At 60.8% G+C, this 25,417-nt stretch carries 20 protein-coding genes and 1 pseudogene; 10 read left to right on the top strand and 11 right to left on the bottom strand.

Features of this window, described 5'->3' with window-relative positions; translation table 11 throughout:
• Positions 1-242: 242 nt before the first annotated feature.
• The 5 genes from urtE to urtA form a co-directional block, all read right to left on the bottom strand.
• The gene (urtE, locus tag JN756_RS13530) at positions 243-932 is read right to left on the bottom strand and encodes an urea ABC transporter ATP-binding subunit UrtE (RefSeq protein WP_046383753.1); all 690 of its coding nucleotides are present in this window, start codon (positions 930-932) and stop codon (positions 243-245) included.
• Between the two features lie 10 nt (positions 933-942).
• Positions 943-1,701 (bottom strand): urea ABC transporter ATP-binding protein UrtD, encoded by a 759-nt coding sequence (gene urtD, locus JN756_RS13525; RefSeq protein WP_046383754.1) that lies wholly within the window; start codon positions 1,699-1,701, stop codon positions 943-945.
• Complete coding sequence (gene urtC / locus JN756_RS13520; RefSeq protein WP_057004786.1) at positions 1,698-2,858, bottom strand: urea ABC transporter permease subunit UrtC; 1,161 nt, start codon at positions 2,856-2,858, stop codon at positions 1,698-1,700. Before urtC ends, urtD begins: the two co-directional genes overlap by 4 nt.
• A 10-nt stretch (positions 2,859-2,868) precedes the next feature.
• On the bottom strand, positions 2,869-3,786 hold the full coding sequence (gene urtB, locus JN756_RS13515; RefSeq protein ID WP_010564283.1) for an urea ABC transporter permease subunit UrtB: 918 nt from the start codon (positions 3,784-3,786) through the stop codon (positions 2,869-2,871).
• Positions 3,787-3,894: 108 nt separating this feature from the next.
• The gene (gene urtA, locus JN756_RS13510) at positions 3,895-5,103 is read right to left on the bottom strand and encodes an urea ABC transporter substrate-binding protein (RefSeq protein WP_024074866.1); all 1,209 of its coding nucleotides are present in this window, start codon (positions 5,101-5,103) and stop codon (positions 3,895-3,897) included.
• Positions 5,104-5,339: 236 nt separating this feature from the next.
• Between urtA and JN756_RS13505 the strand changes: the two genes are divergently transcribed.
• Together JN756_RS13505 and JN756_RS13500 are read left to right on the top strand one after the other, a co-directional pair.
• A complete protein-coding gene (locus tag JN756_RS13505; protein ID WP_108526457.1) occupies positions 5,340-8,717 on the top strand; it encodes an ATP-binding protein in 3,378 nt (1,125 codons plus the stop codon).
• On the top strand, positions 8,698-9,396 hold the full coding sequence (locus JN756_RS13500) for a response regulator (RefSeq protein ID WP_079443614.1): 699 nt from the start codon (positions 8,698-8,700) through the stop codon (positions 9,394-9,396). The genes JN756_RS13505 and JN756_RS13500 overlap by 20 nt, the downstream gene beginning before the upstream one ends.
• Here the strand turns inward: JN756_RS13500 and JN756_RS13495 are convergent.
• Both JN756_RS13495 and JN756_RS13490 read right to left on the bottom strand, forming a co-directional pair.
• The gene (locus JN756_RS13495) at positions 9,393-10,505 is read right to left on the bottom strand and encodes an HD domain-containing phosphohydrolase (protein ID WP_046383758.1); all 1,113 of its coding nucleotides are present in this window, start codon (positions 10,503-10,505) and stop codon (positions 9,393-9,395) included. The genes JN756_RS13500 and JN756_RS13495 overlap by 4 nt on opposite strands.
• The gene (locus JN756_RS13490) at positions 10,495-13,356 is read right to left on the bottom strand and encodes an ATP-binding protein (RefSeq protein ID WP_328804650.1); all 2,862 of its coding nucleotides are present in this window, start codon (positions 13,354-13,356) and stop codon (positions 10,495-10,497) included. The genes JN756_RS13495 and JN756_RS13490 overlap by 11 nt, the downstream gene beginning before the upstream one ends.
• A gap of 396 nt (positions 13,357-13,752) precedes the next feature.
• Between JN756_RS13490 and JN756_RS13485 the strand changes: the two genes are divergently transcribed.
• On the top strand, positions 13,753-14,631 hold the full coding sequence (locus JN756_RS13485) for a GGDEF domain-containing protein (RefSeq protein WP_046383760.1): 879 nt from the start codon (positions 13,753-13,755) through the stop codon (positions 14,629-14,631).
• Positions 14,632-15,037: 406 nt separating this feature from the next.
• On the opposite strand, the gene JN756_RS13480 is transcribed toward JN756_RS13485, so the two are convergent.
• On the bottom strand, positions 15,038-15,868 hold the full coding sequence (locus JN756_RS13480; RefSeq protein WP_201022165.1) for an IclR family transcriptional regulator: 831 nt from the start codon (positions 15,866-15,868) through the stop codon (positions 15,038-15,040).
• 241 nt (positions 15,869-16,109) lie between these two features.
• On the opposite strand from JN756_RS13480, the gene JN756_RS13475 reads away from it, so the two are divergent.
• Genes JN756_RS13475 through JN756_RS13445 form a run of 7 tightly spaced genes read left to right on the top strand, consistent with a single transcriptional unit; the run spans position 16,110 to position 22,549 of the window.
• Positions 16,110-17,138 (top strand): ABC transporter ATP-binding protein, encoded by a 1,029-nt coding sequence (locus JN756_RS13475; protein ID WP_046383762.1) that lies wholly within the window; start codon positions 16,110-16,112, stop codon positions 17,136-17,138.
• Positions 17,135-17,980 (top strand): ABC transporter permease, encoded by an 846-nt coding sequence (locus JN756_RS13470; RefSeq protein ID WP_046383763.1) that lies wholly within the window; start codon positions 17,135-17,137, stop codon positions 17,978-17,980. Before JN756_RS13475 ends, JN756_RS13470 begins: the two co-directional genes overlap by 4 nt.
• A gap of 4 nt (positions 17,981-17,984) precedes the next feature.
• Entirely contained in the window at positions 17,985-18,779 is a 795-nt protein-coding gene (locus tag JN756_RS13465) for an ABC transporter permease (RefSeq protein ID WP_057004791.1), read from the top strand.
• Positions 18,779-19,069, top strand: coding sequence for a (2Fe-2S)-binding protein (locus tag JN756_RS13460; RefSeq protein WP_046383765.1), 291 nt, complete (start codon positions 18,779-18,781; stop codon positions 19,067-19,069). The genes JN756_RS13465 and JN756_RS13460 overlap by 1 nt, the downstream gene beginning before the upstream one ends.
• Positions 19,066-20,409, top strand: a complete 1,344-nt coding sequence (locus JN756_RS13455) for an FAD/NAD(P)-dependent oxidoreductase (RefSeq protein WP_201022164.1) — start codon at positions 19,066-19,068, stop codon at positions 20,407-20,409. Before JN756_RS13460 ends, JN756_RS13455 begins: the two co-directional genes overlap by 4 nt.
• On the top strand, positions 20,406-21,503 hold the full coding sequence (locus JN756_RS13450; protein WP_201022163.1) for an NAD(P)/FAD-dependent oxidoreductase: 1,098 nt from the start codon (positions 20,406-20,408) through the stop codon (positions 21,501-21,503). The genes JN756_RS13455 and JN756_RS13450 overlap by 4 nt, the downstream gene beginning before the upstream one ends.
• Positions 21,504-21,517: 14 nt before the next feature.
• The gene (locus tag JN756_RS13445; RefSeq protein ID WP_079443607.1) at positions 21,518-22,549 is read left to right on the top strand and encodes an ABC transporter substrate-binding protein; all 1,032 of its coding nucleotides are present in this window, start codon (positions 21,518-21,520) and stop codon (positions 22,547-22,549) included.
• 23 nt (positions 22,550-22,572) lie between these two features.
• Here the strand turns inward: JN756_RS13445 and nadE are convergent.
• The 3 genes and pseudogenes from nadE to JN756_RS13430 all read right to left on the bottom strand — a co-directional run.
• Positions 22,573-22,815: pseudogene (gene nadE / locus JN756_RS13440) on the bottom strand (ammonia-dependent NAD(+) synthetase); the annotation flags it as partial.
• A gap of 135 nt (positions 22,816-22,950) precedes the next feature.
• The gene (locus JN756_RS13435; protein ID WP_046383770.1) at positions 22,951-24,108 is read right to left on the bottom strand and encodes an alpha/beta hydrolase family protein; all 1,158 of its coding nucleotides are present in this window, start codon (positions 24,106-24,108) and stop codon (positions 22,951-22,953) included.
• Positions 24,109-24,369: 261 nt separating this feature from the next.
• Positions 24,370-25,290, bottom strand: coding sequence for a LysR family transcriptional regulator (locus tag JN756_RS13430; RefSeq protein ID WP_046383771.1), 921 nt, complete (start codon positions 25,288-25,290; stop codon positions 24,370-24,372).
• Between the last annotated feature and the right edge of the window lie 127 nt (positions 25,291-25,417).

Below are 25,417 nucleotides of genomic sequence, written 5' to 3'. Positions count from 1 at the left end.
CGGCAGGTTCGCAGGTGTGCTTTTCTGTAGGAGCTGGCTTGCCAGCGAAGGTCGTTAACGATGACGCACGTCGCCAGGATGAACGCAGCGCCTGGGCGTTTTTCGCCGGCAGGTTCGCAGGTGTGCTTTTCTGTAGGAGCTGGCTTGCCAGCGAAGGTCGTTAACAATGACGCGCGTCGCCAGGATGAACGCGGCGCCTGGGCGTTTTTCGCCGGCAAGCCGGCTCCTACAATCGGTCGCGGCTAGACGGACAAGTAGCGGCTGATGGTTGCCTCGTCCACCCGGTCCCGGGTTTCTTCGATCACGAAGCGGCCCTTTTCGATCACCAAAAAGCGGTCGGCGATTTCCAGGGTGAACGACAGCACCTGCTCCGAGACCACGATGGTCAGGTCCCTTAAGTTGCGAATCTCCTTCAGCGTGCGTGCGATGTCCTTGATGATCGACGGCTGGATGCCCTCCGTCGGTTCATCCAGCAGCAGCACCTTGGGGTTGGTCGCCAGCGCCCGCGCAATCGCCAACTGTTGCTGTTGCCCGCCGGACAGGTTGCCGCCCTTGCGCGACTGCATGTCGTAGAGCACCGGGAACAGCGCGTACAAATCCTCCGGCACCTTGCCCCGCGCCGAGGCAGGCAGGCCGGTCTGGATGTTTTCCAACACCGTCATGCTCGGAAAAATCATGCGGCCCTGGGGGACGTAGGCAATCCCGCGTTCAACCCGTTCATGGGTTTCCAGCGCCGACACATCGTGCCCGTCCACACTGACCTGGCCTTTCCACTGCGGCAGGATGCCCATCAAGCTCTTGAACAACGTGGTCTTGCCCATGCCGTTGCGGCCCATCACCGCGACGATCTCGCGCTTGGCCACGTTCAGGTCCAGGTCGTGGAGGATCTGGCTCTGCCCGTAGCCGCAGGACAACTGGTCGATCTTGAACATGCCGGACTCCTCAGTGGCCCAAATACACTTCGATGACTTTCGGATTACTTTGCACCGACTCCATGCTGCCCTCGGCGAGTACCTTGCCCTGGTGCAGCACCGTGACCTTGTGGGCGATGCTTTTGACAAACTCCATGTCGTGCTCGATCACCAGCACCGAGCGGCCCTGGCTGATGCGTTTGAGCAGCTCGGCGGTTTGCGCGCGTTCGTTGACGCTCATGCCGGCCACCGGTTCGTCTAGCATCAGCAGCTCGGGGTCCTGCATCAACAGCATGCCGATCTCCAGCCACTGCTTTTGCCCGTGGGACAGCAAGTCCGCCTGTTGTTGCAGCAAATCGCCAAGGAAAATCTCCCGCGCTACCTCTTCCACCCGTGCGATCACCTGGGCATTGCGCTTGAAAAACAGCGCACCCCAGACCTTGCGGCCCGCCGGGTAGGACATCTCGAGGTTCTCGAACACCGTGAGGTTTTCGTAGATCGACGGGTTCTGGAACTTGCGCCCGACCCCAGCGCGCACGATGTTGTACTCGCGCATCGTGGTCAGTTCCTGCCCGTCGAACTGGATGCTGCCGCTGGTGGCGCGGGTCTTGCCGCAGATCAGGTCGAGCACCGTGGTCTTGCCGGCACCGTTGGGGCCGATGACCACGCGCACTTCGTTGCGGTCGATATACAGGTTGAGGTTGTCGACCGCCTTGAAGCCGTCGAATGACACGGTAAGACCTTCGATGGCCAGCACCGGTTTGTTCATTTCAAAGCCGACGGCGGTCATGGCTGGGTCTCCAGGATTTTGCTTTCAGTCTTGGGCTTGACCACCGGCGCCACGGCTTGCACCGGTGGTTGACGGCGCAGCAGCCGGGCCAATGCCTGCCGACCATGGCTGTCCCACAAGCCGGCCAGGCCATTGGGGAAGTACATGACCACGGCGATGAACAGCCCGCCCATCAGGTACAGCCACAGCTCGGGAAAGGACTCGGAAAAGTAGGTCTTGCCATAGTTCACCAGCAGCGCGCCATACACCGCGCCGAGCAGCGACATGCGCCCGCCCACGGCGGCAAAGATCACCATCTCGATCGACGGCACGATGCCCACGAACGACGGCGACATAAAGCCCACCTGCAACGCGAACATGGCCCCGCCAATCGCCGAGAACGCCGCGGCCACGCAGAACACAAAGATCTTGAAGCTGGCCACGTCATACCCGGAAAAGCGCACGCGTTCTTCCTTGTCGCGCATCGCCATCAACAACCGGCCAAGCTTGGACGCGAGGATGAAGCGGCCGATGAAGATGCAGCCGAACAGCAACCCGGCGTTGATGAAGTAGAGGAGCAGCTTCGCGCTGTCGGTGCGCAGGTCCCAGCCGAGCAGGGTCTTGAGGTCGGTGATGCCATTGACGCCGCCGGTCAGCCCTTGCTGGCCGACGATCAATACCGTGAGGATCAGCGCAATCGCCTGCGTGACGATGGAGAAGTACACATCGCCCACGCGCCGCTTGAACAAGGCCATGCCGATAATGAATGCGAGCAGCACCGGCACCGCAATCACCGCCACCAGGGTAAAGCTGAAACTGTGAAACGGTTGCCACAACCAGGGCAGTTCGGTGATCTGGTTCCAATCCATGAAGTCCGGGATGCCCGGCGTGGACTGGATCTTGGTACTTTCCGGGTCGGACGCTTCCAGCTTGAGGAACATCGCCATGCAGTAGCCGCCGACGCCGAAGAACACGCCCTGCCCCAGGCTGAGAATGCCGCCATAGCCCCAGCACAGCACCAGCCCCACCGCGACAAACGCGTAGGTCAGGTACTTGCCGACCATGTTCAGCCGGAACGCATCCAGGGTCAGGGGGAACACCACGAGAATCAGCAGCGCCAGCAGCGCGATGCCGATCAGGTTTTGCTGGCCGCCCAGCAGCTTGTCTAAAGCCTTCATCTGCTCGCCTCTACTTGCGCACTTTGATGGAGAACAACCCTTGCGGGCGCAGCATCAGGATCAGAATCACCGAGGACAAGGTCAGCACCTTGGCCATCGAGCCACTGAGGAAAAACTCCGACAGCGATTGCGTCTGGGCGATCACGAACGCCGAGGCAATGGTGCCGAACAGGCTTTGCGCGCCGCCGAACACCACCACCAGAAAGGTGTCGACGATGTACTGCGAACCCGCCGTCGGCCCGGTGGAACCGATGGTGGTGAACGCCGCACCGGCCACCCCGGCCACGCCGCAACCGAGGGCGAAGGTCATGCGGTCGACCTTGCGCGTATTGATGCCCACCGCGCGGCTCATCAGGCGATTCTGCACCGTCGCACGCACCTGCAGGCCCCAACGCGAGCGGTACAGCATCAGGAAGATCGCCGCCGTCAGCAGCACGGTCAGGGCCATCATGAACAGGCCGTTACGCGGGATTTCAATCGCGTCGGTGAAGTTCACCGAGCCCATCAGCCAGGCCGGCGGCTCGGCGCTGACCTCCCGAGCGCCGAACACCGAGCGGAAGGTTTGCTGCATCACCAGGGACAGGCCCCAGGTTGCCAGCAAGGTATCCAGCGGCCGCTTGTACAAGCGGCTGATCATCGCCCATTCCACCAACCAGCCCACCGCGCCGGCAACGAGGAACGACAGGGCAATGGCGAAGAAGAAGTAATAGGGTTGAAAACTCGGCGCAAAGTGCGCGGTGAGGCTGGAACACACGTAGGTGGTGTAGGCGCCGATGGTCAGGAATTCTCCGTGGGCCATGTTGATCACGCCCATCTGGCCGAAAATGATCGCCAGCCCCAACGCCATCAGCAACAGCACGCAGAACACGGACAAGCCGTTGAACCCCTGCATCGCCGCGATGGCTCCAAATTCCGATAGCCATTCCATGATGATGGTCTCCTGAGAGCGGGAGGTGATAGTTGGAATGCGATGTGCTTTTGCTCTATGTGGGAGGGGGCAAGCCCCCTCCCACATTTGAATCGGTGTGCTTGAAGCTTATTGGTAACCCTTTGGAAACGGATTCGGTTCGATCAGATCCGACTCGTAGATCACCTTGAACTGGCCGTTGGGCTGCACTTCACCGATGCGCGACTTGCTCCACAGGTGGTGGTTCTCGTGAATCTTCACGTAGCCTTCGGGCGCGGTTTTCAGTTCGATACCCGGGGAGGCGGCGACGACTTTATCCACGTCGAAACTGCCGGCCTTCTCCACCGCCGCTTTCCACAGCCATGGGCCGAGGTAAGCCGCCTGGGTCACGTCGCCGATCACCGCATCCTTGCCGTACTTGGCCTTGAAGGCTTCGACGAAGGCTTTGTTGTTCGGGTTGTCCAGGCTCTGGAAGTACTTCATCGAGGCATAGAAGCCGGCCATGTTTTCGCCGCCGATGCCAAGCAGTTCGTCTTCGGTCACCGACAGGGTCAACAGGGTTTGCTTGGACGCATTCACGCCCGCCGCGTTGAGCTGTTTGTAGAACGCCACGTTGGAACCGCCCACCACGGCGGCGAAGACCACGTCAGGCTTTTTCAGCTTGACCTTGTTGATCAGCGAACCGAACTGGGTGTTGCCCAGCGGGTAGTAGTCTTCGCCGACCACGGTGCCGTGCAGTACGTTTTCAATGTGCTTGCGCGCGATCTTCATCGACGTGCGCGGCCAGATGTAATCGGAGCCGACCAGGTAGAAGGTCTTGGCGCCTTTGGTCTTGGCGATCCAATCCAGGCTGGCGAGGATCTGTTGGGTGGCTTCCTGCCCGGTGTAGATCACGTTTTTCGACTGTTCCAGGCCTTCGTAGAAGGTCGGGTAGTAGAGCAGGCCGTTTTCTTTCTCGAAGATCGGCAGCACGGCTTTACGCGAGGCCGAGGTCCAGCAGCCGAACACGGCGGCGACTTTGTCGTTGACCAACAGCTTCTTGGCCTTTTCGGCGAAGGTCGGCCAGTCGGAGGCGCCGTCCTCCTGGATCACTTTGATCTGGCGTCCCAGAATCCCGCCCGAGGCGTTGATTTGCTCGATGGCCAGGCGTTCGGCCTGGATCGAGCCGGTCTCGGAGATAGCCATGGTGCCGGTGGCCGAGTGCAACTGGCCGACGGTGACTTCGGTCGGCGTCACGGCCAGGCCTTCGTTGTCGGCCAGCACGCCCTGGCTGAACAGCGCGGCCGCCAGCAACGACAGGGCCAACAACGGTTTGGAGCGGATCAATCGTGGTTCCATGGGGCGACTCCTCTGCAATGAGGGCTCCAGCATGGCGGCAGCGGGCCAGCGCGGGTATACGCAGCCTGACGTAACGCAGTACGTCATTTGACGTATGCCGTTGCGCACCAATGCAGGGCAGGATCGCGTCCGCCCAGCCACCGCTGACCAAGCTCCCTCCCACATTTGGCTCCCAGCGCAGTCGAGGGCATGGAACTTGCTCACTCCCTTCGTCCACTCTGCGGAGCCTCACCATCGTGCAATCCCCTCCCGGCACCCAGCGCATCGTCAAGATCCGCCGCGACTACAACTCTTGGGTCGCCGACGAGACCATGGAAGACTACGCCCTGCGCTACACCCCCAAATCCTTTCGCAAGTGGTCGGAGCTGCGCATCGCCAACACCGCCCTGGGCGCGGTGTCGTTCCTGGCGCTGGAGGCGATCGGCGGCGTCTTGGTGCTGAGTTACGGCTTCACCAACACCTTCTGGGCGATCCTGGCCATCAGCCTGGTGATCTTCCTCACCGGCCTGCCCATCAGCTATTACGCCGCCCGCTATGGCGTGGACATGGACTTGCTGACCCGTGGCGCCGGCTTCGGCTATATCGGTTCAACCATCACCTCGCTGATCTACGCCAGCTTCACCTTCCTGTTCTTCGCCCTGGAAGCGGCGATCATGGCGCTGGCACTGGAGTTGTATTTCCATATCCCGCTGGCCTTCGCCTATGTGATCTGCTCGCTGCTGGTGATTCCGCTGGTGGCCTACGGCGTCACGCTGATCAGTCGCCTGCAACTGTGGACCCAACCGCTGTGGCTGTTTTTGCTGGTGTTGCCCTATGGTTTCGTGTGGTGGAAAAACCCCGACGCGTTCAGCGACTGGACCAGCTTTGTCGGGCGCAGCGGCGACGGCGGCGGTTTCAACCTGCTGGCGTTCTGCGCCGCCTGTACCGTGGCGCTGTCGCTGGTGACGCAGATCGGCGAGCAAGTGGACTACCTGCGCTTTCTCCCGGAAAAGACCGCCGCCAACCGCAAGCGCTGGTGGGCCGCCCTGCTCTGCTCCGGCCCCGGCTGGATTATCCCCGGCGCGTTGAAGATGTTTGGCGGCGCGTTCCTGGCGTTCCTTGCCCTGCAACATGAAATCCCCATGGAACGCGCCGCCGAGCCGACCCAGATGTACCTGGTCGCCTTCCGTTATGTGTTCAGCTCGCCGGAATGGGCCCTCGGCGCCATGGTGCTGTTCGTGTTCATCTCGCAGATGAAGATCAACCTGACCAACGCCTACGCCGGCTCCCTGGCCTGGTCGAACTTCTTCGCCCGCGTCACCCACAGTCACCCCGGGCGCGTGGTGTGGCTGGTGTTCAACGTGGCCATTGCGTTGATGCTGATGGAGCTGGGCGTGTTCGACGTGATCGATCAGGTGCTGGGGCTGTACGCGAATATTGCGATTGCCTGGATCGGTACATTGGTCGCCGACCTGGTGATCAACAAGCCCCTGGGACTGTCGCCCAAACACATCGAGTTCAAGCGCGCGCACCTCTACGACATCAATCCGGTGGGTGTCGGCTCGATGCTGATTGCCTCGCTGCTGTCGATCCTCGCCCACTTCGGCCTGTTTGGCGCCCTGGCCCAGGCCGCGCCGCCCTTCGTCGCCCTCGGCACGGCGCTGGTGATGGCGCCGCTGTTGGCCTGGATGACCCAGGGCAAGTACTACATCGCGCGCACCAGCGACGCCCAATTGATTCACCCGGTGGCACCCGCCACCCATGCGGTCTGCGGGCTGTGCAGCAACCCGTTCGAGACGGCGGACATGGCGTTCTGCCCGGCCTACAGCACGCCCATCTGTTCGTTGTGTTGCTCGTTGGATGCGCGCTGCGGCGACCGTTGCAAACCCCATGCGCGGCTGGTCAGCCAGTTCGAAGGCGTGCTGCGCCGGTTGCTGCCCAACAGCCTGATGCCGCGCCTGCATACGCGGCTGGCCCATTACCTGGGGCTGTTATCGGTGCTGGTGCTGCTGCTTGCTGGCGCCCTGGCCTTGATCTACGTGCAGGCGGCCCAGGGTTTGCCGCATTCGCAAACCCTGTACCAGGCGTTCTTCAAAGCGTTCCTGACCCTGTCGGTGCTGGCCGCCGTGCTCGCCTGGTGGGTGGTGCTGACCCGCGAAAGCCGCCGCGTCGCCCAGCAGGAATCCGACCGCCAGACCCTGCTGCTGATGCAGGAAATCGACGCCCACAGCCTCACCGACCAGGCGCTGCAACAGGCCAAGGAAGCCTCGGAAGCCGCCAACGCCGCCAAGAGCCGCTACGTCACCGGGCTGTCTCACGAGCTGCGCACACCGCTGAACAGCATCCTCGGTTTCACCCAGATCCTGCAGCGCGACAGCGCCATGCCCGAGCAGCACCAGGACGCACTGGCGACCATCCTGCGCAGCGGCTCGCACTTGCTGTCATTGATCGACGGCCTGCTCGACGTGGCCAAGATCGAGGCCGGCAAATTGCGCCTGGAACTCACCGAAATCCCCTTCCCCGAACTGATCCACGACCTGGAGCAGATGTTCACCCCCCAAGCCCAGGACAAGGGCCTGCGCTTTCGCCTGGACTGCGTCGGCAAGATCCCCGCCGTGGTGCGCGGTGATGAAAAACGCGTGCGCCAGATCCTGATCAACCTGCTCGGCAATGCGGTGAACTTCACCGACAGCGGCGAAGTGTGCCTGCGGGTCAGCTACATGCGCGAGACCGCCAACTTTGAAATCATCGACACTGGCATCGGCATCGACCCCGGGCAAATCGAGCGGATCTTCCAGCCGTTCGAGCGCGGCGACCTGATGCGCCAGGACAAAGGCGTAGGCCTGGGGCTGACCATCACACGCATGCTCACCGCGCTGATGGGCGGCGAGCTACGCGTTACCAGCGAGCTGGACAAGGGCACCTGTTTCCAGGTGCGCCTGTTCCTGTCCCAGGTGCGCGCGCCGCAGGCGGTGGTGCATGTGGAACACGACATCATCGGCTACCAGGGCGCACGCCGACGCATTCTGGTGGTGGACGACCATGTGGACCACCGCAAGGTACTCAGCGGCATGCTCACGCCTCTGGGCTTTGAGGTGATCCAGGCGAGCAACGGCCAGGATGCGATTCGCCAGGTCGCGCTGCTGGCGCCTGACCTGATCCTGATGGACCTGTCGATGCCGACCCTGGACGGCCTGGAAACCAGCCGGCTGATCCGCCGCAATGCACTGTCCACCGCGCCGATCATCGTGATCTCGGCCAACGCCTTTACCGACGACCGCGAACGCAGCATCGCCGCCGCCTGCAACGACTACCTGGCCAAGCCGGTGCGTACCCCGGAGCTGCTCGGACGCCTGCAACAACACCTCGGCCTGCAATGGCTGCGGCGCACCAAAACCTTCGTCGCGCCGCCACCGCCCAGCGTGCTGCCGAGCGCCGACGACCTCGCCGTGCTCGCCGAACTCAGCGCGATCGGCTACGTGCGGGGCCTGCACGAAAAACTCGACACGATCCTCGAACGCCGCCCGGACGCCGCACCGTTCATCAGCAAAGTGCGCGGGTTGCTCAAGGGTTTCCGCCTGGATGAACTCAACCGAACCCTCAAGGAGGCCGAAGATGAATGTACTCACCCGTAGCACTGAACCCGGCGTGGTACTGATCGTCGACGACACCCCGGACAACCTGGCCATGCTCTCCGACGCCCTCGACGACGCCGGCTACATGGTGCTGGTGGCGCTCGACGGGCTCAGCGCGCTGAACCGCGTGCAACGCCGGCGCCCGGACCTGATCCTGCTGGACGCGATGATGCCGGGCCTGGACGGTTTCGAGACCTGCCGCCGGCTCAAGGCGTTACCTGCCAGCGCGGACATCCCGGTGGTGTTCATGACCGGGCTGACCGACAGCAAGCATGTGGTGCAAGGCTTTGAAGTGGGCGGCAGCGACTACGTGACCAAGCCGATCCAGACCGACGAGGTGCTGGCGCGGGTGGCGGCGCATTTACGCACCTCGCGCATCCTGCTGTCGGCGCGGGCGGCGACGCAACCGAGTGTGTTGACCCTGGAGGATGAGCCGGCGCACAAGCTGTTGTCGGCACGCTTTCAACTGACCGAGCGCGAGGTCGAGGTGCTGCGCTGGGTGGCGTGCGGCAAGACCAATCGGGACATCGGCGATATCTTGGGGCTGAGCCCGCGGACGGTGAACAAGCACCTGGAACATGTGTATGTGAAGTTGGGGGTGGAGACGCGCACGGCGGCGACGTCGGTGGCCTTGGCCGCGATGAGCCCGAGCCGGGCGCCCATGTTGGCGACGTTTTAATGTGGGGGCTGGCCAGTGCCCGCATCGGCTTGTCGTTGCTTGTGTATGCCAGCCAGTTCGGCGTCATCCTCGATGAGTTGTTCAACCGGGCCGAAACAGCGGCGCATCACCGTCACCAGCTCCGGATCAAAATGCACGCCCGATTGCTCAAGAATATAGGCCTGCGCCCGTTCAGGGCTCCAGGCCCGCTTATAGGGACGTTCCATACGCAGCGCGTCATAGACATCACACAACGCGACAATCCTTGCCGACAGCGGAATGTCCTTTCCGGCAAGCCCTTGCGGATAGCCGCTGCCGTCCCATTTTTCATGGTGACCATAGGCAATGTCCGCGGCCATATCGGTCAGGTCCGTGGCGTGTGCATCTTGCAGGATTGCATGGCCGATGCGCGGATGCTCCATCATCTGCTGGCGTTCCGGCACGGTTAATGGGCCTTCCTTGTGCAAGATCCGATCAGGAATGCCGATTTTCCCCAAGTCATGCATCGGCGCCGCCAATCGAATCAGCTCGCACCACCTCTGCGGCATACCGATTGCTTCGGCCATCAAGGCCGCGGTTTCGCCAATGCGCAATACATGGGCGCCCGTTTCATCATCGCGATAGCAGGCCGCACGACTCAATGCGCGGATCATGGCGCAATAACTTTCCTGCAACTGAGCGGTGCGCTCAAACACCCTTTGCTCCAACTCACTGTTCAGGTCTTGCAGTTGGCGGGTGGCATGGGACAAGCGCAGAGCGTTGCGTATGCGCAATAGCAGCTCAGGCAAATCCAACGGTTTGGTCAGATAATCGTTGGCCCCCAGTTCAAGGCCGAGACGGCGGCTTTGCGGCTCGCTCAATGCCGTCAAGATAATCACGGGAGACCTTGAGCGATTGCGATCGCTGAGTTGGCGCAGAATCTCAAACCCATCGGGCGCGGGCATATCCAGATCCAATAGCAGCAGATCCCACGGTTGCTCTTTGAGCCAAACCAGCCCGCTGGCCGAGTCGGCGAAACTCAAGACGTTGCGCAAACCAAAGGCTTTCAGGCTGGACTCCAGCAAGCGCAGGTTCGCAGCCACATCATCGATAATCACAATTCGGGTATCGGCGGGGATATCACTGAACATTCGGTTTCTCCACTTGCATCATCGCGCGTATGAGTTCGCGTAGCTCATTGGGTTCCAGCGGTTGTTTAAGCACTGCTTGAAACTCACACCCCAACGTCGCGAGCATGTGTGGTGATGTACACAGCAGAATAAGAAGGATTTGATCGCCACCTGGCAAACGTCGTAACCGCGACAGCGCATCGATCAAGTCATTTCCCAGTAAGTCACAGTCAATCAGCATGACGTCCGGCGCCGTGTCGCGCCGTACCTGCTCCAGACACTGCGCAAGCGTTCCGTGGCGCAGGTCCACCATGCCCGTCAACGTGTCTTCAAGACAGCGCAGCGTCTCGTCGTCCTGCCCCACGAAACACAGCGAGAGCAAGCGCTTGTGGACCTTGGGTGCCGCGATGCCTTGGGGCAGATCGACCCAAAAGCGACTGCCGACACCCGTTTCGCTGATGAGCCCCATGCTGCCGTTCATCAACGTGGCGAGTTCTCGGCACAACGCAAGGCCGATACCGGTGCCTTGGATTGCGGTGTTTTCCTGGCCCAAACGCTGGAACGGCTCGAACAGCGCGCCTTGCAGGGCTGCGGAAATACCTGCGCCGCCATCTTCGACAAACACCCGCACGCGCCCCTTGCCATGGAGTTCAGCCCCCATGAACAAGCGAGCGTGAGGGCGGTTGTACTTGATGGCGTTGGACAGCAGGTTCAGCAGAATCTGGCGCAGGCGCCTGGCATCGGCCAGCACACTCAGCGCGGGGCTCGTCGACTGCAACTCAAGGTCAAGACCCGCAGCCTTGGCCTGGGAACGGACCATTTCGGCACATTCGCGCATCAGTCCGTCGACCTCCAGGACACGCATCTGCAAGCGCGGCGCCTCCGCCTGCAGGCTCGACCAGTCGAGCAAATCGTCGACCAGGTGAGCCAGGTGCTGGCTGGCGCCCAGGATCTCATCAAGGGATTTGGCCTCCTCCTGCCCATCGGCCACTTGCAGGCGCAATAACTGGGCGAATCCATGAATCGAATTCAGCGGTGTGCGTAATTCGTGGCTCATGCTGGAGATAAAACGCGACTTCGCCTTGCTCGCCCCTTGCGCTTCAAGGGTACGGCGACGCAGATCCTCTTCAACCTGTTTAAGCGTGTCGATATCGACAAACGTACCTGCGGATAAACGCATGCGCGCATCGAGAGACTCGATCAGGCGTCCACGGCACAAAAACCAGATCGGCGAGCCATCGGGCCGCAATAAACGTAACTCCAGGTCGATCACCGATGCGGCGCCGGTGCGCAACGCGTTGAGCGCCCGATCAAGCGCCTGCACATCTTCGGGGTCGACGTGATCGTAAAAACAGAAGCGCTCCAGTTGGCACGCCGGCACCCCGAAACGCGTGCAGAACGCTTCGCTCAACGACAGGCGATCAGTATCCAGGCGGTATTCCCAGAGCCCGGCGGTGATGCTTTCAACGACAAGATTGAGGCGGTTCTGCGCCGCGTTGCGCCGTGCTTCACTGGATGACAGTTGGGCGCCCATTGACAGCACGTTGCCCGCCATTTCATCCAGCTCACGAATGCTCGAACGCGCGCGCTGCGGGAGCCACTGGCCGTTACCAATTTGCTGCAGCATGTCTCTGATATCGCGGATCGGCCGCCGCAGGCTATGGCTCAATTTGCGCGCACGATTCCACATGTAACTGAAGAATGCGAGGTAAAACATCACCAGGCCGGCAATCATCAAATAGCCGATGTTGCGGTAATGGAGCGCCAAGCTGTTCGTGGCCGCCATGACGTCTTCTTCATCGGCGACCGCCAGCAATCGCCAGCCCGCCGGCTTCACTTCGGCCCATGCGACCAGATGGGAGCGCCCGTTGAGCACGACTTCGGCGCTGCCACGACTATTGCGCGCGACAGCGGCCGCCAACTCCCGAGGGTCCACCGCGTCGATCAGATTTGAACCCGCAAGGTTGACCGCGCCTTCATTCGTGGCCTTCGACCCCGAACCACTCCAGTTGCCTTTTTCAAAGTCATGTTCGGCTTCGGGCGGTAACACCATGATCTTCATGTCCGCGCCGACGAGCATCAAGTACCCGCCCCACGGCACCTTAAGCGTGGAAATTTCTTTCAGCAGATCGCCCACGGTGATATCCAGCCCGACCACGCCTTCGAGAAAGTTGCGCTCATAAACAGGCGCGATCGCGGACATCATCAAGCCATGACCCGCCGGGTCGAGGTAGACGTCAGTCCAGCGAACCCCTCGCTGCGGGTTATGTTCGGCATCGGCCAGATAATAAAAGTTATAACCGGGTATCTGCATATCATGCGGATATTGTTCATCGGCACGAATCCACGGATAAATCCGGTTGTAACTGTCCCACGTATTGAAATAGACACTGGCGACCATCGGTTCATGATCTTTGATCGCACGCATCAATGGGTCGAGGCTGGACAACTTCTGCACTTTACCCAGGTTCTGTTGCGCGACAGGTGTGACCGACGAGTAGAACGACGCCGCTCCGCCCAGGTCTTTTCCGCTGTAAAGAGCTCCATCAGCAGAAGTGCTTAATGTTTCACTCAAGGGTGTTGAAGCGGCACGCAGTGAGTTAGCCGTCATATCCGCAAATAGCTGAGTGACATCGGCGATGTGGGTTAATTGATCTTGAATGATTCGGGTGTTCTGGTCGGCAGTTGCGCCAAGGCTTTCAATTGCACTGCGTTCCAAATAATCGAGTTGCGATACACGGATCGCCTGATTGGTCAGCAGGTAACAAGCAATCAGAATCGTCTCCACCAGGACCAACGGGATTAATGCACTCTGCATGAACGCCCGCCAGATCCACTGACGCAAGCCTATTTGAGAAGAGCTTTCATTCACTACCAGCACTCCTGCAAATGGCATCAGCCTGTTATTTGAATAGTGGCAATACGATGTCAAAAAAACGATAGCTCATCCGGTGAAGCGTTTCCATACTTTTTATGAGGGCAATCATTGAAAATGACTGGAGCGCTGTACTGCGCGCCGCAAGCGAAATGGAAGAATCAAGCGCGGCGGTCAATCGTCTGCTGACTGAGCTTGGCTCGCATCAAGGCGGATAAATCCAGGGCAAACAGCTTCCGCGTTTAGGCAGACACCATCGCACCAAGCAAGAGTGGCATGAGGTCGTATTCGCCTGGCATACGTGCTCCCATACTTGCCGGTAAGATTACTCGCCGCAGGCCTTATCGATCAGGCTATGATCGCGCTCTATGAATCGGATATGCCCCATGACTTATGGCCGTTGACCTACAAGCGCTCTACCCCAAACTGATCCATCTGATGTTGGATACAGTGTTTGTGGTTGATAGAGACGACCACATTGTTTTTGTGAGTGATGCCTGTGAGGCCCTGCTGGGTTACCGTCCTGACGAGCTGAACGGCACCCCTATCACCCGCTATATGCATCCTGAAGACCTGGCTAGCACACGGGACTCGATTGCCCGTGTCATGAATGGTCAATTCCACTTCGATTTCCGCAACCGTTACATCCGTAAGGATGGAGGCGTCGTGTACATCCTGTGGGCGGCATTCTGGTCGGAAGAGGTTGGTGCAAGGATTGGCGTCGCACGCAACGTGACGGCTTTGACTCAGGCCGAGGAGGAGTTACGTTTCCTCGCGCATCATGATCCGCTGACAAAACTAACCAACCGCTCGATTTTCAGTGATCGACTGAAATCTGCCCTGCACGTCGCGCACCGTCACAATAGTCAGTTGGCTTTGCTGTTTCTGGATATCAATGACTTCAAGAGTATCAATGACGTCCATGGCCACGCCGCGGGGGATCGTATTCTTTGCATGATTGCCCGACGTCTAGAAAGCTGCATACGTGAGACGGATACCGTGGCCCGGATGGGCGGCGATGAATTTACGGTGCTGTTGACCGATATCCAGTCGAGAGACGCCATTTCCAAGAAGTTAGAACAGATTCACAACGTCATGGCTGCGCCACTACCGCCTGAATTCGGCGCACTCAAGATGCCGTCGTGCAGTATCGGCGTTGCCTATTATCCCGAGGACGGCAAGGATGCCGACACACTGCTCACCTACTCGGATAATGAAATGTACCGGATGAAAAGGCATCGTTTTTTAGACAATAAAGAGCCCGGTACATAAATCAAACTCAAGAAGTGCGTCCGCCCGGCCAAGTCATCCAGCGGACTGCGCAAAACCAAGACACGGTATTCACTTACGTGGTCACCCGCCCATCAGATGAGAAATCGTCGAGGGCAGTTGAGTGGTTGGATCAATCCGAGGCAGGTGCGGGTTCTTGCTTCGGTTGGCTCTTGCTGAGAACGAACCACACCGCTAAACAAATAAGCCCGCCGCCGTAAAAAAGTTGTTGCAGTAGTTAAGGGGAAAAGGCCAGTTATACGGAAGCCATGGTGGACGCCTCTAAGTCTGGAGTCTCACCGTAAGGGTGTTCGAAATGTACCCGCACTCCGATTCTTGCTGCCGAAAACGGATGTGCGTCAAGGGGCTTGGACGCTACGCTCTGGAGCTGGCGCGCAATCTGGATGACCTACCCACCAAAGGTCTGTGAGGGCCGGCGCAGCGTCGGATCAAACGGATTGATCCGGGGCCCGATCGCCGCCGCTTCGCGCTTGAGCAACTCCACCACCATCGGCAGGCGACTCGGCCCCAACCGGTCACTGATGGTCGCCACGCTCAATGCTGCCACCGCATGGCCGTCCCGGTTCAGGATCGGCACCGCCAATCCCGCCATGCCTTCCAGCACGCCGGTATTGCGCGCCGCATAACCCAGATTGCGCACGTTCTCCACTTCCGAACGCAACAGCACCTCGTCATACAGGTGAAAATCCTTGAGCCTTGGCAAGTTGTAGCGGATCACCGTCTCGCGCTCTTCCTCCGGCAAAAAGGCCAGGATCGCCAGGCTGCCCTGCCCCACGCCCAATGCCACGCGCCCGCCGATATCACCCGTGAAAGTACGAATCGGGTACGGGCCTTCGCTGCGGTCCAGGCAGATCGCATCAAAGCCGCTGCGCGCCAGCAAAAACAATGAATCCCCCAGGGACGCACTGAGGCGCAGCATGCTCGGCCTTACCAGGTCGCGCAGGTTGCCGGTCTTGCCCGCGTTCGCCGCCAGAGCGAAGAACTCCAGGCTCAGGCGATAGCGTTTGCTGCGCGCGTCCTGCTCGACCATACCTTCATCCATCAGGCTGCGCAGCAGGCGGTGGGTGGTGGGTTGGGACAGGCCGACCTGTTGTGCGAGCTGAGTCACGCGTTCGCCGCCGTCGGGCACGCCGCCCAAGGTACGCAGCAATGCGAACAAGCGAGACACGCCGCCCGCACCCACTTCCTTGGTATTTTTATTCCGCTCAGTAGAATTCATAGCGTGTTATCTCATCAATAATTCTTGTCAGTGAATAAAACTGAAAAAACACTCCATTCAGTGAAATTCTATCTTTCGCCCATCCTAGTCTTCGTCCTAATCTGCGTCCACAGGGGCGAAATGAACAACAACCGGCAGCCGACTCAAGATCGAGCGCCAACGCACCCGCAACACCCTTTTCGCATCTGCCCAAAACAAAAAAGCGCGTTTCGACGCGACTCAAAAAAGGTGGAACGCAGACATGGCATTTCTCCAACTCAACGCCTTGAGCAAACGCTACGGCGCCGTCGACGCGGTGGTCGCCACTGACCTTGCGGTGGAAAAAGGCGAGTTCGTTTCCCTGCTCGGCCCCTCGGGCTGCGGCAAGACCACCACCCTGCAAATGATCGCCGGCTTCGTCGACGTGAGCGCTGGGCAGATCCTGCTCGACGGTCGCGACATCACCCACGCCAAGCCCGCCAGCCGTGGCCTGGGCGTGGTGTTCCAAAGCTATGCGCTGTTCCCGCACATGACCGTGCGCGACAACATCGCCTTCGGCCTGAAGATGCGCAAAGTGCCGGCCGCCGAGATCGCCGCCAAGGTCAAGACCGTGCTGGAGCTGGTGCGCCTGGCCCCCCACGCCGACCGTTACCCCCGGGAATTGTCCGGCGGCCAGCGCCAACGCGTGGCCCTGGCGCGCGCGCTGGTGATTGAGCCGCCGGTATTGTTGCTGGATGAGCCGCTGTCCAACCTCGACGCGAACCTGCGCGAAGAGATGCAGTTTGAAATCCGCCGCATCCAGCACGCGGTGGGCATCACCACCCTGATGGTCACTCATGACCAGGCCGAGGCGCTGTCCATCAGCGACCGTGTGGTGGTGATGCAGGCCGGGCGCGTGACGCAGATCGACGTGCCCTACAAGCTGTATGAACACCCGCGGACGCGCTTTATCTCGGACTTCGTCGGCAAGGCTAACCTGCTGGCCGGCGATTACGACGCACGCGGCATCCCGCAGGTGCGCCACGCCGCGGGTGACGGCGAACTGGTCTTGAGCCTGCGCCCGGAAAAAATCCAGCTGGTGGGCGCAAGCGAAGGTCGCCTGCAAGGCCAGGTGCTCGACCGCTATTTCTTCGGCAGCCAGTGGCTGTACCGAATCCATACCGCGCTGGGCGAAATCACCGTGGTGCGCAGCAACGACGGCAGCGCACCGCTGAGTTGCGGCGCGGCAGTCGGCCTGGACTGGCAAGCCGAGTTGCTGCGGGTGCTGACGGCGGATGAGGTGCACCCATGAGTCGCGGCTATCTACTCTCGCTGCCGGCGTTGCTGCTGTTCGCCGGGCTGCTGATTCTGCCGCTGGGCCTGACCCTGGTGCTATCGTTCAACGTGTTCGACTACCAAGTAGGGGTTAAGGCCGATGAGTGGACCTTGGCTCATTACCTGGCGTTGTTCAGCGACGCGTACTTCTACGAAATCTTCTGGCGCACCTTCTGGATCAGCGCGCTAGTGACGCTGCTCTGCGTGGTGATTGGCGTGCCCGAAGCCTACATCCTCAGCCGCATGGGTACGCCGTGGCGCTCGATCTTCCTGATCCTGATCCTCACGCCGTTGTTGATTTCGGTGGTGGTGCGAGCGTTCGGCTGGAGCCTGCTGCTCGGCGCCGACGGGCTGGTCAACCAGGTGATCCAGGCATTGGGCGGGCGCCCGGTGAAGCTGTTGTACACGCCGTTCGCGGTGATCATTGCGCTGGTACACGTGATGCTGCCGTTCATGATCATTCCAGTGTGGACCTCCCTGCAAAAGCTCGACCCCTCGGCGGAACAGGCGGCTTTGTCGCTGGGCGCGAGCCAGGCCACGGTGATGCGCAAGATCGTGTTGCCCCAGGTAATGCCGGGCGTGCTGTCCGGCACCCTGATCGTGTTCGGCCTGGCCGCCAGCTCCTTTGCGATCCCCGGCCTGCTTGGTGGGCGGCGCCTGAAAATGGTCGCCACCGTAGTGTACGACCAGTACCTCTCGGAACTCAACTGGCCCATGGGCGCGACCATCGCGGTGGTCCTGCTGTTGGTCAATCTGCTGATCATGCTGAGCTGGAACCGTATGGTCGAAGGCCGCTACAAAAAGTCCCTGGGGGTTTAAGCGCATGTCCAGAAACGGTCCTTTGGCCCTTGGTTTCCACGGCCTGGTGGTGATGTTCATGATGGCGCCGCTGGTGGTGGTGTGCCTGGTGGCCTTCACCCCGGAAAATACCTTGAGCCTGCCCACGTCGGGCTTCTCCCTGCGCTGGTTTCGCGCGGTGTTCGAGCGTGCCGACTTTATCCAGGCGTTCTACAACAGCCTGATCCTGGCATTTACCGCTGCAACCCTGGCGACGCTGATTGCAGTGCCGGCGGCGCTTGCAATCAGCCGGTATCAGTTCCCGGGACGTAACTTCTTCAGTGCGTTGTTCCTGTCGCCGATCATCATCCCGCACCTGGTGTTGGGGGTGGCGATGCTGCGGTTGTTCGCCTTGATGGGCGTCAACGGCAGCTTCACCTGGCTGATGCTGGCGCACGTGGTGATCATCACGCCCTATGTGCTGCGCCTGGTATTGGCAGCAGCGATCGGGATCGATCGCAGTGCCGAGCAGGCGGCCGAATCGCTCGGTGCCGGACGCTTCACGCTGTTTCGCCTGGTGACGTTGCCAATGATCCTGCCCGGCGTGGCCGGCGGCTGGTTGCTGGCCTTCATCAACAGTTTCGACGAAGTGACCTTATCGATCTTCGTCAGCTCGCCGGCCACGCAAACCTTGCCGGTGCGTATGTACGTGTACGCCACCGAATCCATCGACCCGATGATGGCTGCAGTGTCGGCGCTGGTGATTGCCCTCACGGCGGCGGCCATGATTGTGCTCGACCGGGTCTACGGCCTGGATCGCGTGCTGGTGGGAAAACATTGATGGCCTTGTTCAAACGATTGACCGAAACCGCACGCCCTGCCCTGGCGTTTACCCTCGACGGGCAACCGGCCACAGGCTTGCTCGGCGACACCCTGCTGACGGCGGTACTGACCTGCGCCGAGCACCTGCGCGGCAGCGATTTCAGTGCCGAACGCCGCGCCGGGTTTTGCTTGATGGGCGCCTGCCAGGACTGCTGGGTGCGCCTGGCGGACGGACAACGCGTGCGCGCCTGTTCGACCCTGCTGGAAGAAGGCCAGGCGATCAGCCGCGACCCGGGGCGCCAGCTATGAAGCCGGTGGTGATCGTGGGCGCAGGCCCGGCGGGGATCAGTGCCGCGCGCACCCTGTTCGACCACGGCGTAACGCCGTGCCTGGTGGACGAAAGCCTGCGCGGCGGCGGGCAGATCTATCGCCGCCAACCCCTGGGTTTCCAACGTACCGCCAGGCAGATATACGGGTTTGAGGCGGGTAAGGCCGAGGCTGCGCATCGCACCCTGGATGAACTGGCGCCGCTGATCGACTACCGGCCCGAAACCCTGGTGTGGAATGCCGAGGATCGGCGCCTGGACCTGTTGAACAATGGTCACGCAGCCAGCGTCGAGTATTCGCGAATCATCGTCGCCACCGGCGCCACCGACCGTATCCTGCCGGTGCCGGGCTGGACCTTGCCCGGTGTCTACAGCCTGGGTGCGGCGCAAATCGCCTTGAAGTACCAAGGTTGCGCCATCGGCGAACGCGTGGCGTTTTGTGGCAGCGGGCCGTTGCTGTATCTGGTGGCGTATCAATACGCCAAGGCCGGCGCCGATGTGGTCGCCGTGCTCGACAGCGCGCCGTTCAGCGCCCAATGCCGCGCCTTGCCGGCGCTGCTCGGACAACCGGCGACCTTGGCCAAGGGCTTGTATTACCGCGCCTGGCTCACGGCCCACGGCGTTCCCGTGCATCAGGGCGTGACGCTGCAGCAGATCGACGGCGAACAACGGGTCAGCGGCATACGTTGGCGCAAGCACACCCTGGCCTGCGACGCTGTGGCCTTCGCCCATGCGCTGCGCAGCGAAACGCAGTTGGCGGACCTGCTCGGTTGTGAATTTGCCTGGAATGCCTTGAACCGTGCGTGGTTGCCGCAACGGGACTGTGCCGGGCGCAGCAGCGTCGACGGTGTGTACCTGGCGGGCGACGGTGCCGGGATCATGGGTGCCGATGCCGCGCAGATGGCCGGTGAGCGGGCGGCGTTGGCGGTGCTGGCGGATGCAGGCGTCGCGATCGATCATCAGCGCCCGGCCCTGCTTGAGCGGCAATTGGCGCGCATCCAGCGCTTTCGCCAGGGCCTGGAGACGGCGTTTCCCTTCCCGGCAGACTGGGCCGCGCAGGCGCCGGACGACTTGATGCTGTGTCGCTGTGAAGAAGTCCGGGTTGGCGATATCCGCACCGTGGTGGATGAAGGTCATTGGGAAATCAATCGGGTCAAGGCCCATTGCCGGGTGGGCATGGGCCGCTGCCAGGGGCGCATGTGCGGGCTGGCGGCGGCTGAAATCGTCGCCGAGCGCAGCGGTCGCGGGATAGAAGACGTCGGGCGTTTGCGCGGCCAGGCCCCGATCAAGCCGCTACCGTTTGGCGTGGAGGTGCAGCCATGATCGACGTCATCGTCCTCGGCGGCGGGATTGTCGGTGCGTCGGCGGCCTTGATGCTGGCGCACAAAGGTCAGCGTGTGGCCTTGGTGGAACGGGACTTCTGCGGCTCGCACTCCAGTGGCGTGAACTATGGCGGCGTGCGGCGCCAGGGACGCCCGTTGCATCAGCTGCCGTTGTCGCAGCGCGCCCATCAGTTGTGGGCCGACCTGCCCGGCTTGATCGGTATCGATGGCGAATACGTGCGCTCCGGGCATTTGAAACTGGCGCGCAGTCATGGGGATTTTGCCGCGTTGCAGGCGTATGCCGAACACACGCGGGGCTTTGGCCTGGGCTTGCAGTTGCTCGATTACGCCGAGCTGCGCGCACGTTTTCCGTGGGTCGGGGATATCGCAGTGGGTGCGTCGTTATGCCCCGAAGATGGCCATGCCAACCCGCGCCTGGTATCCCCCGCCTTCGCCCGTGCCGCGCAACGCCTTGGCGCGTGTGTCTACGAGCAGGCCGAGGTGATCCGCATCGAACATGACAGCCGCCAGTTCCAAGTGGATTGCGCCAACGGCCTGCACCTGCAGGCGCCATGGCTGCTCAATTGCGCCGGCGCCTGGGCAGGGACCGTCGCCGCGCAATTCGGCGAGCCGGTCCCCATGACATCTGCGCACCCGGCCATGCTGGTCACCGAGCCGCTGCCCGTGGTGATGAACGTCAGCACCGGCGTCGAAGGCGGCGGGATTTATGCGCGCCAGGTGGCCCGGGGCAATTGCATCCTCGGCGGCGGGCGCGGTTTTGCGCTTGGCCCCCGGCAGGCGCGGCCCGGGCAAGCGGCGGTGCTGGAGATTCTGCGCCATGCCGGCGAGCTGTACCCGTTTCTCAAGGGTGCCCAGGCGATTCGCACCTGGAGCGGCACCGAAGGTTACCTACCCGATCATGAACCGGTGATCGGCCCCAGCAGCACCCGGCCTGGCCTGCTCCACGGTTTCGGCTTTGCCGGCGCCGGGTTCCAGCTGGGCCCGGCGGTCGGTGAAGCCCTGGCAGAGATCGTCTGCACAGGGGCCAGCCGGCAACCCATCGAAGCGTTTTCCATCCGTCGTTTCCAAGCCTGAGAGGAAAAACATCCATGAATACTCGTATTGCGCTGTCCTGCTTGTCCCTCGCTCTGCTCGCCTCCACCGCCCATGCGGCCCCGACGCTGTACCTGGGCATGAACGGCGGCACCATGGAACGGGTGTATGCCGACAAGGTGCTGCCCGCGTTCGAAAAGGCCAATAACGTCAAGGTGGTGATCGTGCCCGGCACGTCGTCGGACATCCTCGCCAAGGTCCAGGCCAACAAAGACAACCCGCAGATGCATGTGATGTTCCTCGACGACGGCATCATGTACCGCGCCATCTCCATGGGCCTGTGCGACAAACTGGCGCCAAGCCCGACCCTGGAGCAGATCCCGGCCAAGGCGAAAATCAAGGACCAAGCCGTGGCCGTGACCCTCGGCGTCACCGGCCTGGGCTACAACGCCAGGCTGTTCAAAGAGAAAGGCTGGGCTGCACCGACCTCGTGGATGGACCTGGCCGACCCGCGCTTCAAGGACAAAGTGGTGTTCCAGTCCCTGGCCTCATCGACCTTCGGCCTGCACGGTTTCCTGATGTTCAACCGCCTCCAGGGTGGCTCAGAGACCAACGTGGAACCGGGCTTCAAGGCCTGGCCCAAAACCGTCGGCCCCAACGTGCTGGAGTACATCGCCAGCTCCGCGAAAATCTCCGAGATGGTGCAAACCGACGAAGCGGCGATCTTCCCCCTCACCCCGACCCAGGTCGCCACCCAGAAACTGCTCGGTGTGCCGATGGAATACGCGCAACCCAAGGAAGGCGCCGTGGTGCTGAACGTGGCCGAATGCGTGATCGCACGCAACGACCAACCGGAACTGGCGCAGAAACTCGCGGCCTTCCTGCTGACCGCCGAAGCCCAGGCGCCGGCGCTGGAGGAAGGTGATCAGATCCCGTCAAACCCGACCACGCCCACCAGCGACAAGACCCGCGCCCGAGTGGAGGCGATGCAGGGTTATTTGCAGACGGCGATTTCGATTGATTGGGACCAGGTGAACCAGGCGCGGCCGGAGTGGAATGCGCGGTGGAGTCGGTCGATTGAGCGGTAGCGTTTCATTCGCCTGCTCGGCGCCTACCGAGGTGCGATGGGTAGCGCGCGTTTGTGGGCGGTCTTCAGATAGGCTCGCTCCACAATCGTTCGCACCCGTTCGCTCACCGGCTCACCCATCAGGTAGGCGTCGATCTCTTCATAAGTGCAGCCGTATGCCTGCTCATCCAGCTTGCCCGGTGCCAGCTCTTCGAGGTCGGCGGTAGGTTGTTTGTGCACAAGATTCGCCGGGGCACCGAGGGCATCAGCCAGCAGGCGCACGTGGGTCTCTACTACCGAAATGAGCCAGGGACTGCTTCAACATTGCGAAGCAACGACGAAACGTAAATAAACGTCGATTACACGATTAAGATCGGGTGAGCCGATGGCTCTGCCTGCGCCTGGCACAGGCAGAGCCAGTTGTTACGCGGTATGCCCACCCAGTGTTTCAGCTACCCAATCCGCAATGTACTGTCCAGCGTTGATGCTATTGTCGAAGCTTGAGTGCTGAACACCGCCTTCTCGGTCGGTAAAGACCTTCAATTCGCGTTTGGGGCTGTTTACCAATTGCTCAAACGAGCGCTGAGCCCACTTGAGCGGGATCTGAGAGTCTTTTTCTCCGTGGGTAACCAGGAAAGGGACTTTGATGCGATCGAGAATGCCGTCCAAATGAACGCTCTCTGAAATGTGCATGAAGTCATTGATGTCCTTCGCCCCCCAAACCCAACTGACATGTTCCCAGTAGTGAGGTACGGGAAAGCTACCTTCCTTGTCGAGTCGACGTTTCTGCACATCCCGCCAGTCGTGGTTGGCCCCCCAGACAACGCCACAGGCGAAACGTGGTTCAAAAGCAACTGCGCGCGGGCAGTAGTAACCGCCCAGGGAAACGCCTTCCAGACCGATACGCTTGGCGTCGACTTCAGATCGAGTTTCCAACCAATCAACGATTCGACTGGCCCAATGCTCGCTGTCATAGCGAGCAGTAAGACCATGCAGACGCAGTGCCTCGCCGGTACCTGGCTGATCGACGACAAGCGAAGATACACCGCGCTTGGCCAACCATACCGGCAAGCCAACGCGGTATTTCATTTCTTTGGTGGAGTCCAGTCCGTTGACTTGTACCAGCAACGGAGCCCGGCCCTCGACGCCTTCTGCGCGCACATAGAGCCCTGAGATGATCTTGCCCTCATAAGGGATTTCAACACGCTCACAGTTCTCTTTGGATAAGGCGACGCCACGGGCGAAGGTTTCTAAAAAGCGCTGGTACAGCTCTTTACGCCCAGGTGCACCATGAGCCTGCAGGCGTTCGCATGTGAGGTAGTAGGTAGCGGCACGATTGTACTTTTCGCCTGCAGAGAGCCGCCGGCCAGCAACCTCGTCCTCCTCGGCAAGACCGCAGAGTTTGTCGGCCATCTTTGACCACGTTTCGCGGAAAGCTGAGGTGCCAGTCGCGTCGGGTTGTTTCGCAGCCTCTTGTAAAGGCGCGCACATCTCTTCGATCTCGCCTATGCGAGCACCCATTTCGATAGCGAGATCCACCGACAGGTTCCAAACATAATTAGTGGGGAAATAGCGAAACATTTTTTATTGTCCTTTTGCGGTCGGAAGGCGAGCCCGGGAACTTCCGGCACTCCGGGCACGATCAGAGCAGGACGTTATTCAGCGCAACCGGTTTTGGCGAATCGCGAGTAAGGATGCGAGGTATCACGAAACACGATACACCGTACAAGAGCCGCCAATTGACTCGGGTTCTGGAAGCAGAACACCCCACAATTCTGCGATCATGGGCGCAAGATAAACGTCAGCAGTTGCTGACTCCCTTGAGTAATGCGGGTAATCGGATTACCTGCCGCCTTCCTCCAGCGTTTGAATAAAATCGTGGACAGTCTCTCTGAGCCAGCGGTGCATGGGATCACCATCCATGCTGCGGTGCCATTGCATGATCTCTCTCATAACGGGGATCTTCACCGGCGGTGGAAGGATACGAAGCGGCAGGTATCGTGAGTAAAGCTCAGCCAGCCTGCGGTGCATAGTGGCGACTCGATGAGTGCCCACGATCAATTGTGGAAGCGTGTTGAAGTCGTTGGTAATGACTTCAAGTCGACGCTTGAAGCCGTATTGACTCATAAACCAGTCTTCAATACTGAGCTGTCGAGACCGACCAAACCCGACAGAAATATGCCCCATTTCTACGTACTGCTCCAGCGTCAACACCTCGCCCACGGAGTCGTTGCCACTCCAGATAACGCATACGTGCTCCTCCTCAAACAGCAATTGAGAGGGGTGCCCGTCAATCAGATAGCGCTCCGGAACAATCATCAGGTCGATTTCCCCACGAAGGATCATCTCCACGCCCTGATCCCCTGGAGGATGCATTTCAAACGTGATCCCTGGTGCGGCCTTGTATATGCGCTGAATGACCTGCGCAAAGACAACGCTGATCAAGTAGTCCGACGTGACTAAGCGAAAATGCCGCTTGCTGGATGCCGGATCAAAAAGCGGCTTTGCTGTGATGGAGGAACGGATCGTCAGTAGCACCTCGCGGACTGGTTTTGCCAATTCAAGCGCATAGGAGGTGGGTTGCATTGACCGACCTACCTGCACAAGCAGTTCGTCCTCGAAGTACTTTCGGAGTCTGCCGAGCACGCCGCTTGTAGCGGACTGGGTCATATGGAGGCGTTCGGCAGCTCGGGTAATGTTCTGCTCTTGCAGGAGCACGTCTAGCGCCACGAGAAGATTGAGATCCAAGTGATGAAATCGCATGGCGATGCATCTCCGCTTTTGTAGTTATTTTTGAGATACCTTCGTCCGATATTTCCGATGCGTCAAGCTAGCCTCCTCGCCGTCGCCTGACAGCCCTCTGCTGGTCGGCTCTCCCGCCATGTATCGA

This window comes from Pseudomonas sp. Y39-6 (assembly GCF_023651955.1).
In the GTDB taxonomy this organism is placed as follows: domain Bacteria; phylum Pseudomonadota; class Gammaproteobacteria; order Pseudomonadales; family Pseudomonadaceae; genus Aquipseudomonas; species Aquipseudomonas veronii.
Note: the sequence above shows the minus strand (reverse complement) of the source record. Positions and strands in the feature narration are given on the sequence as shown.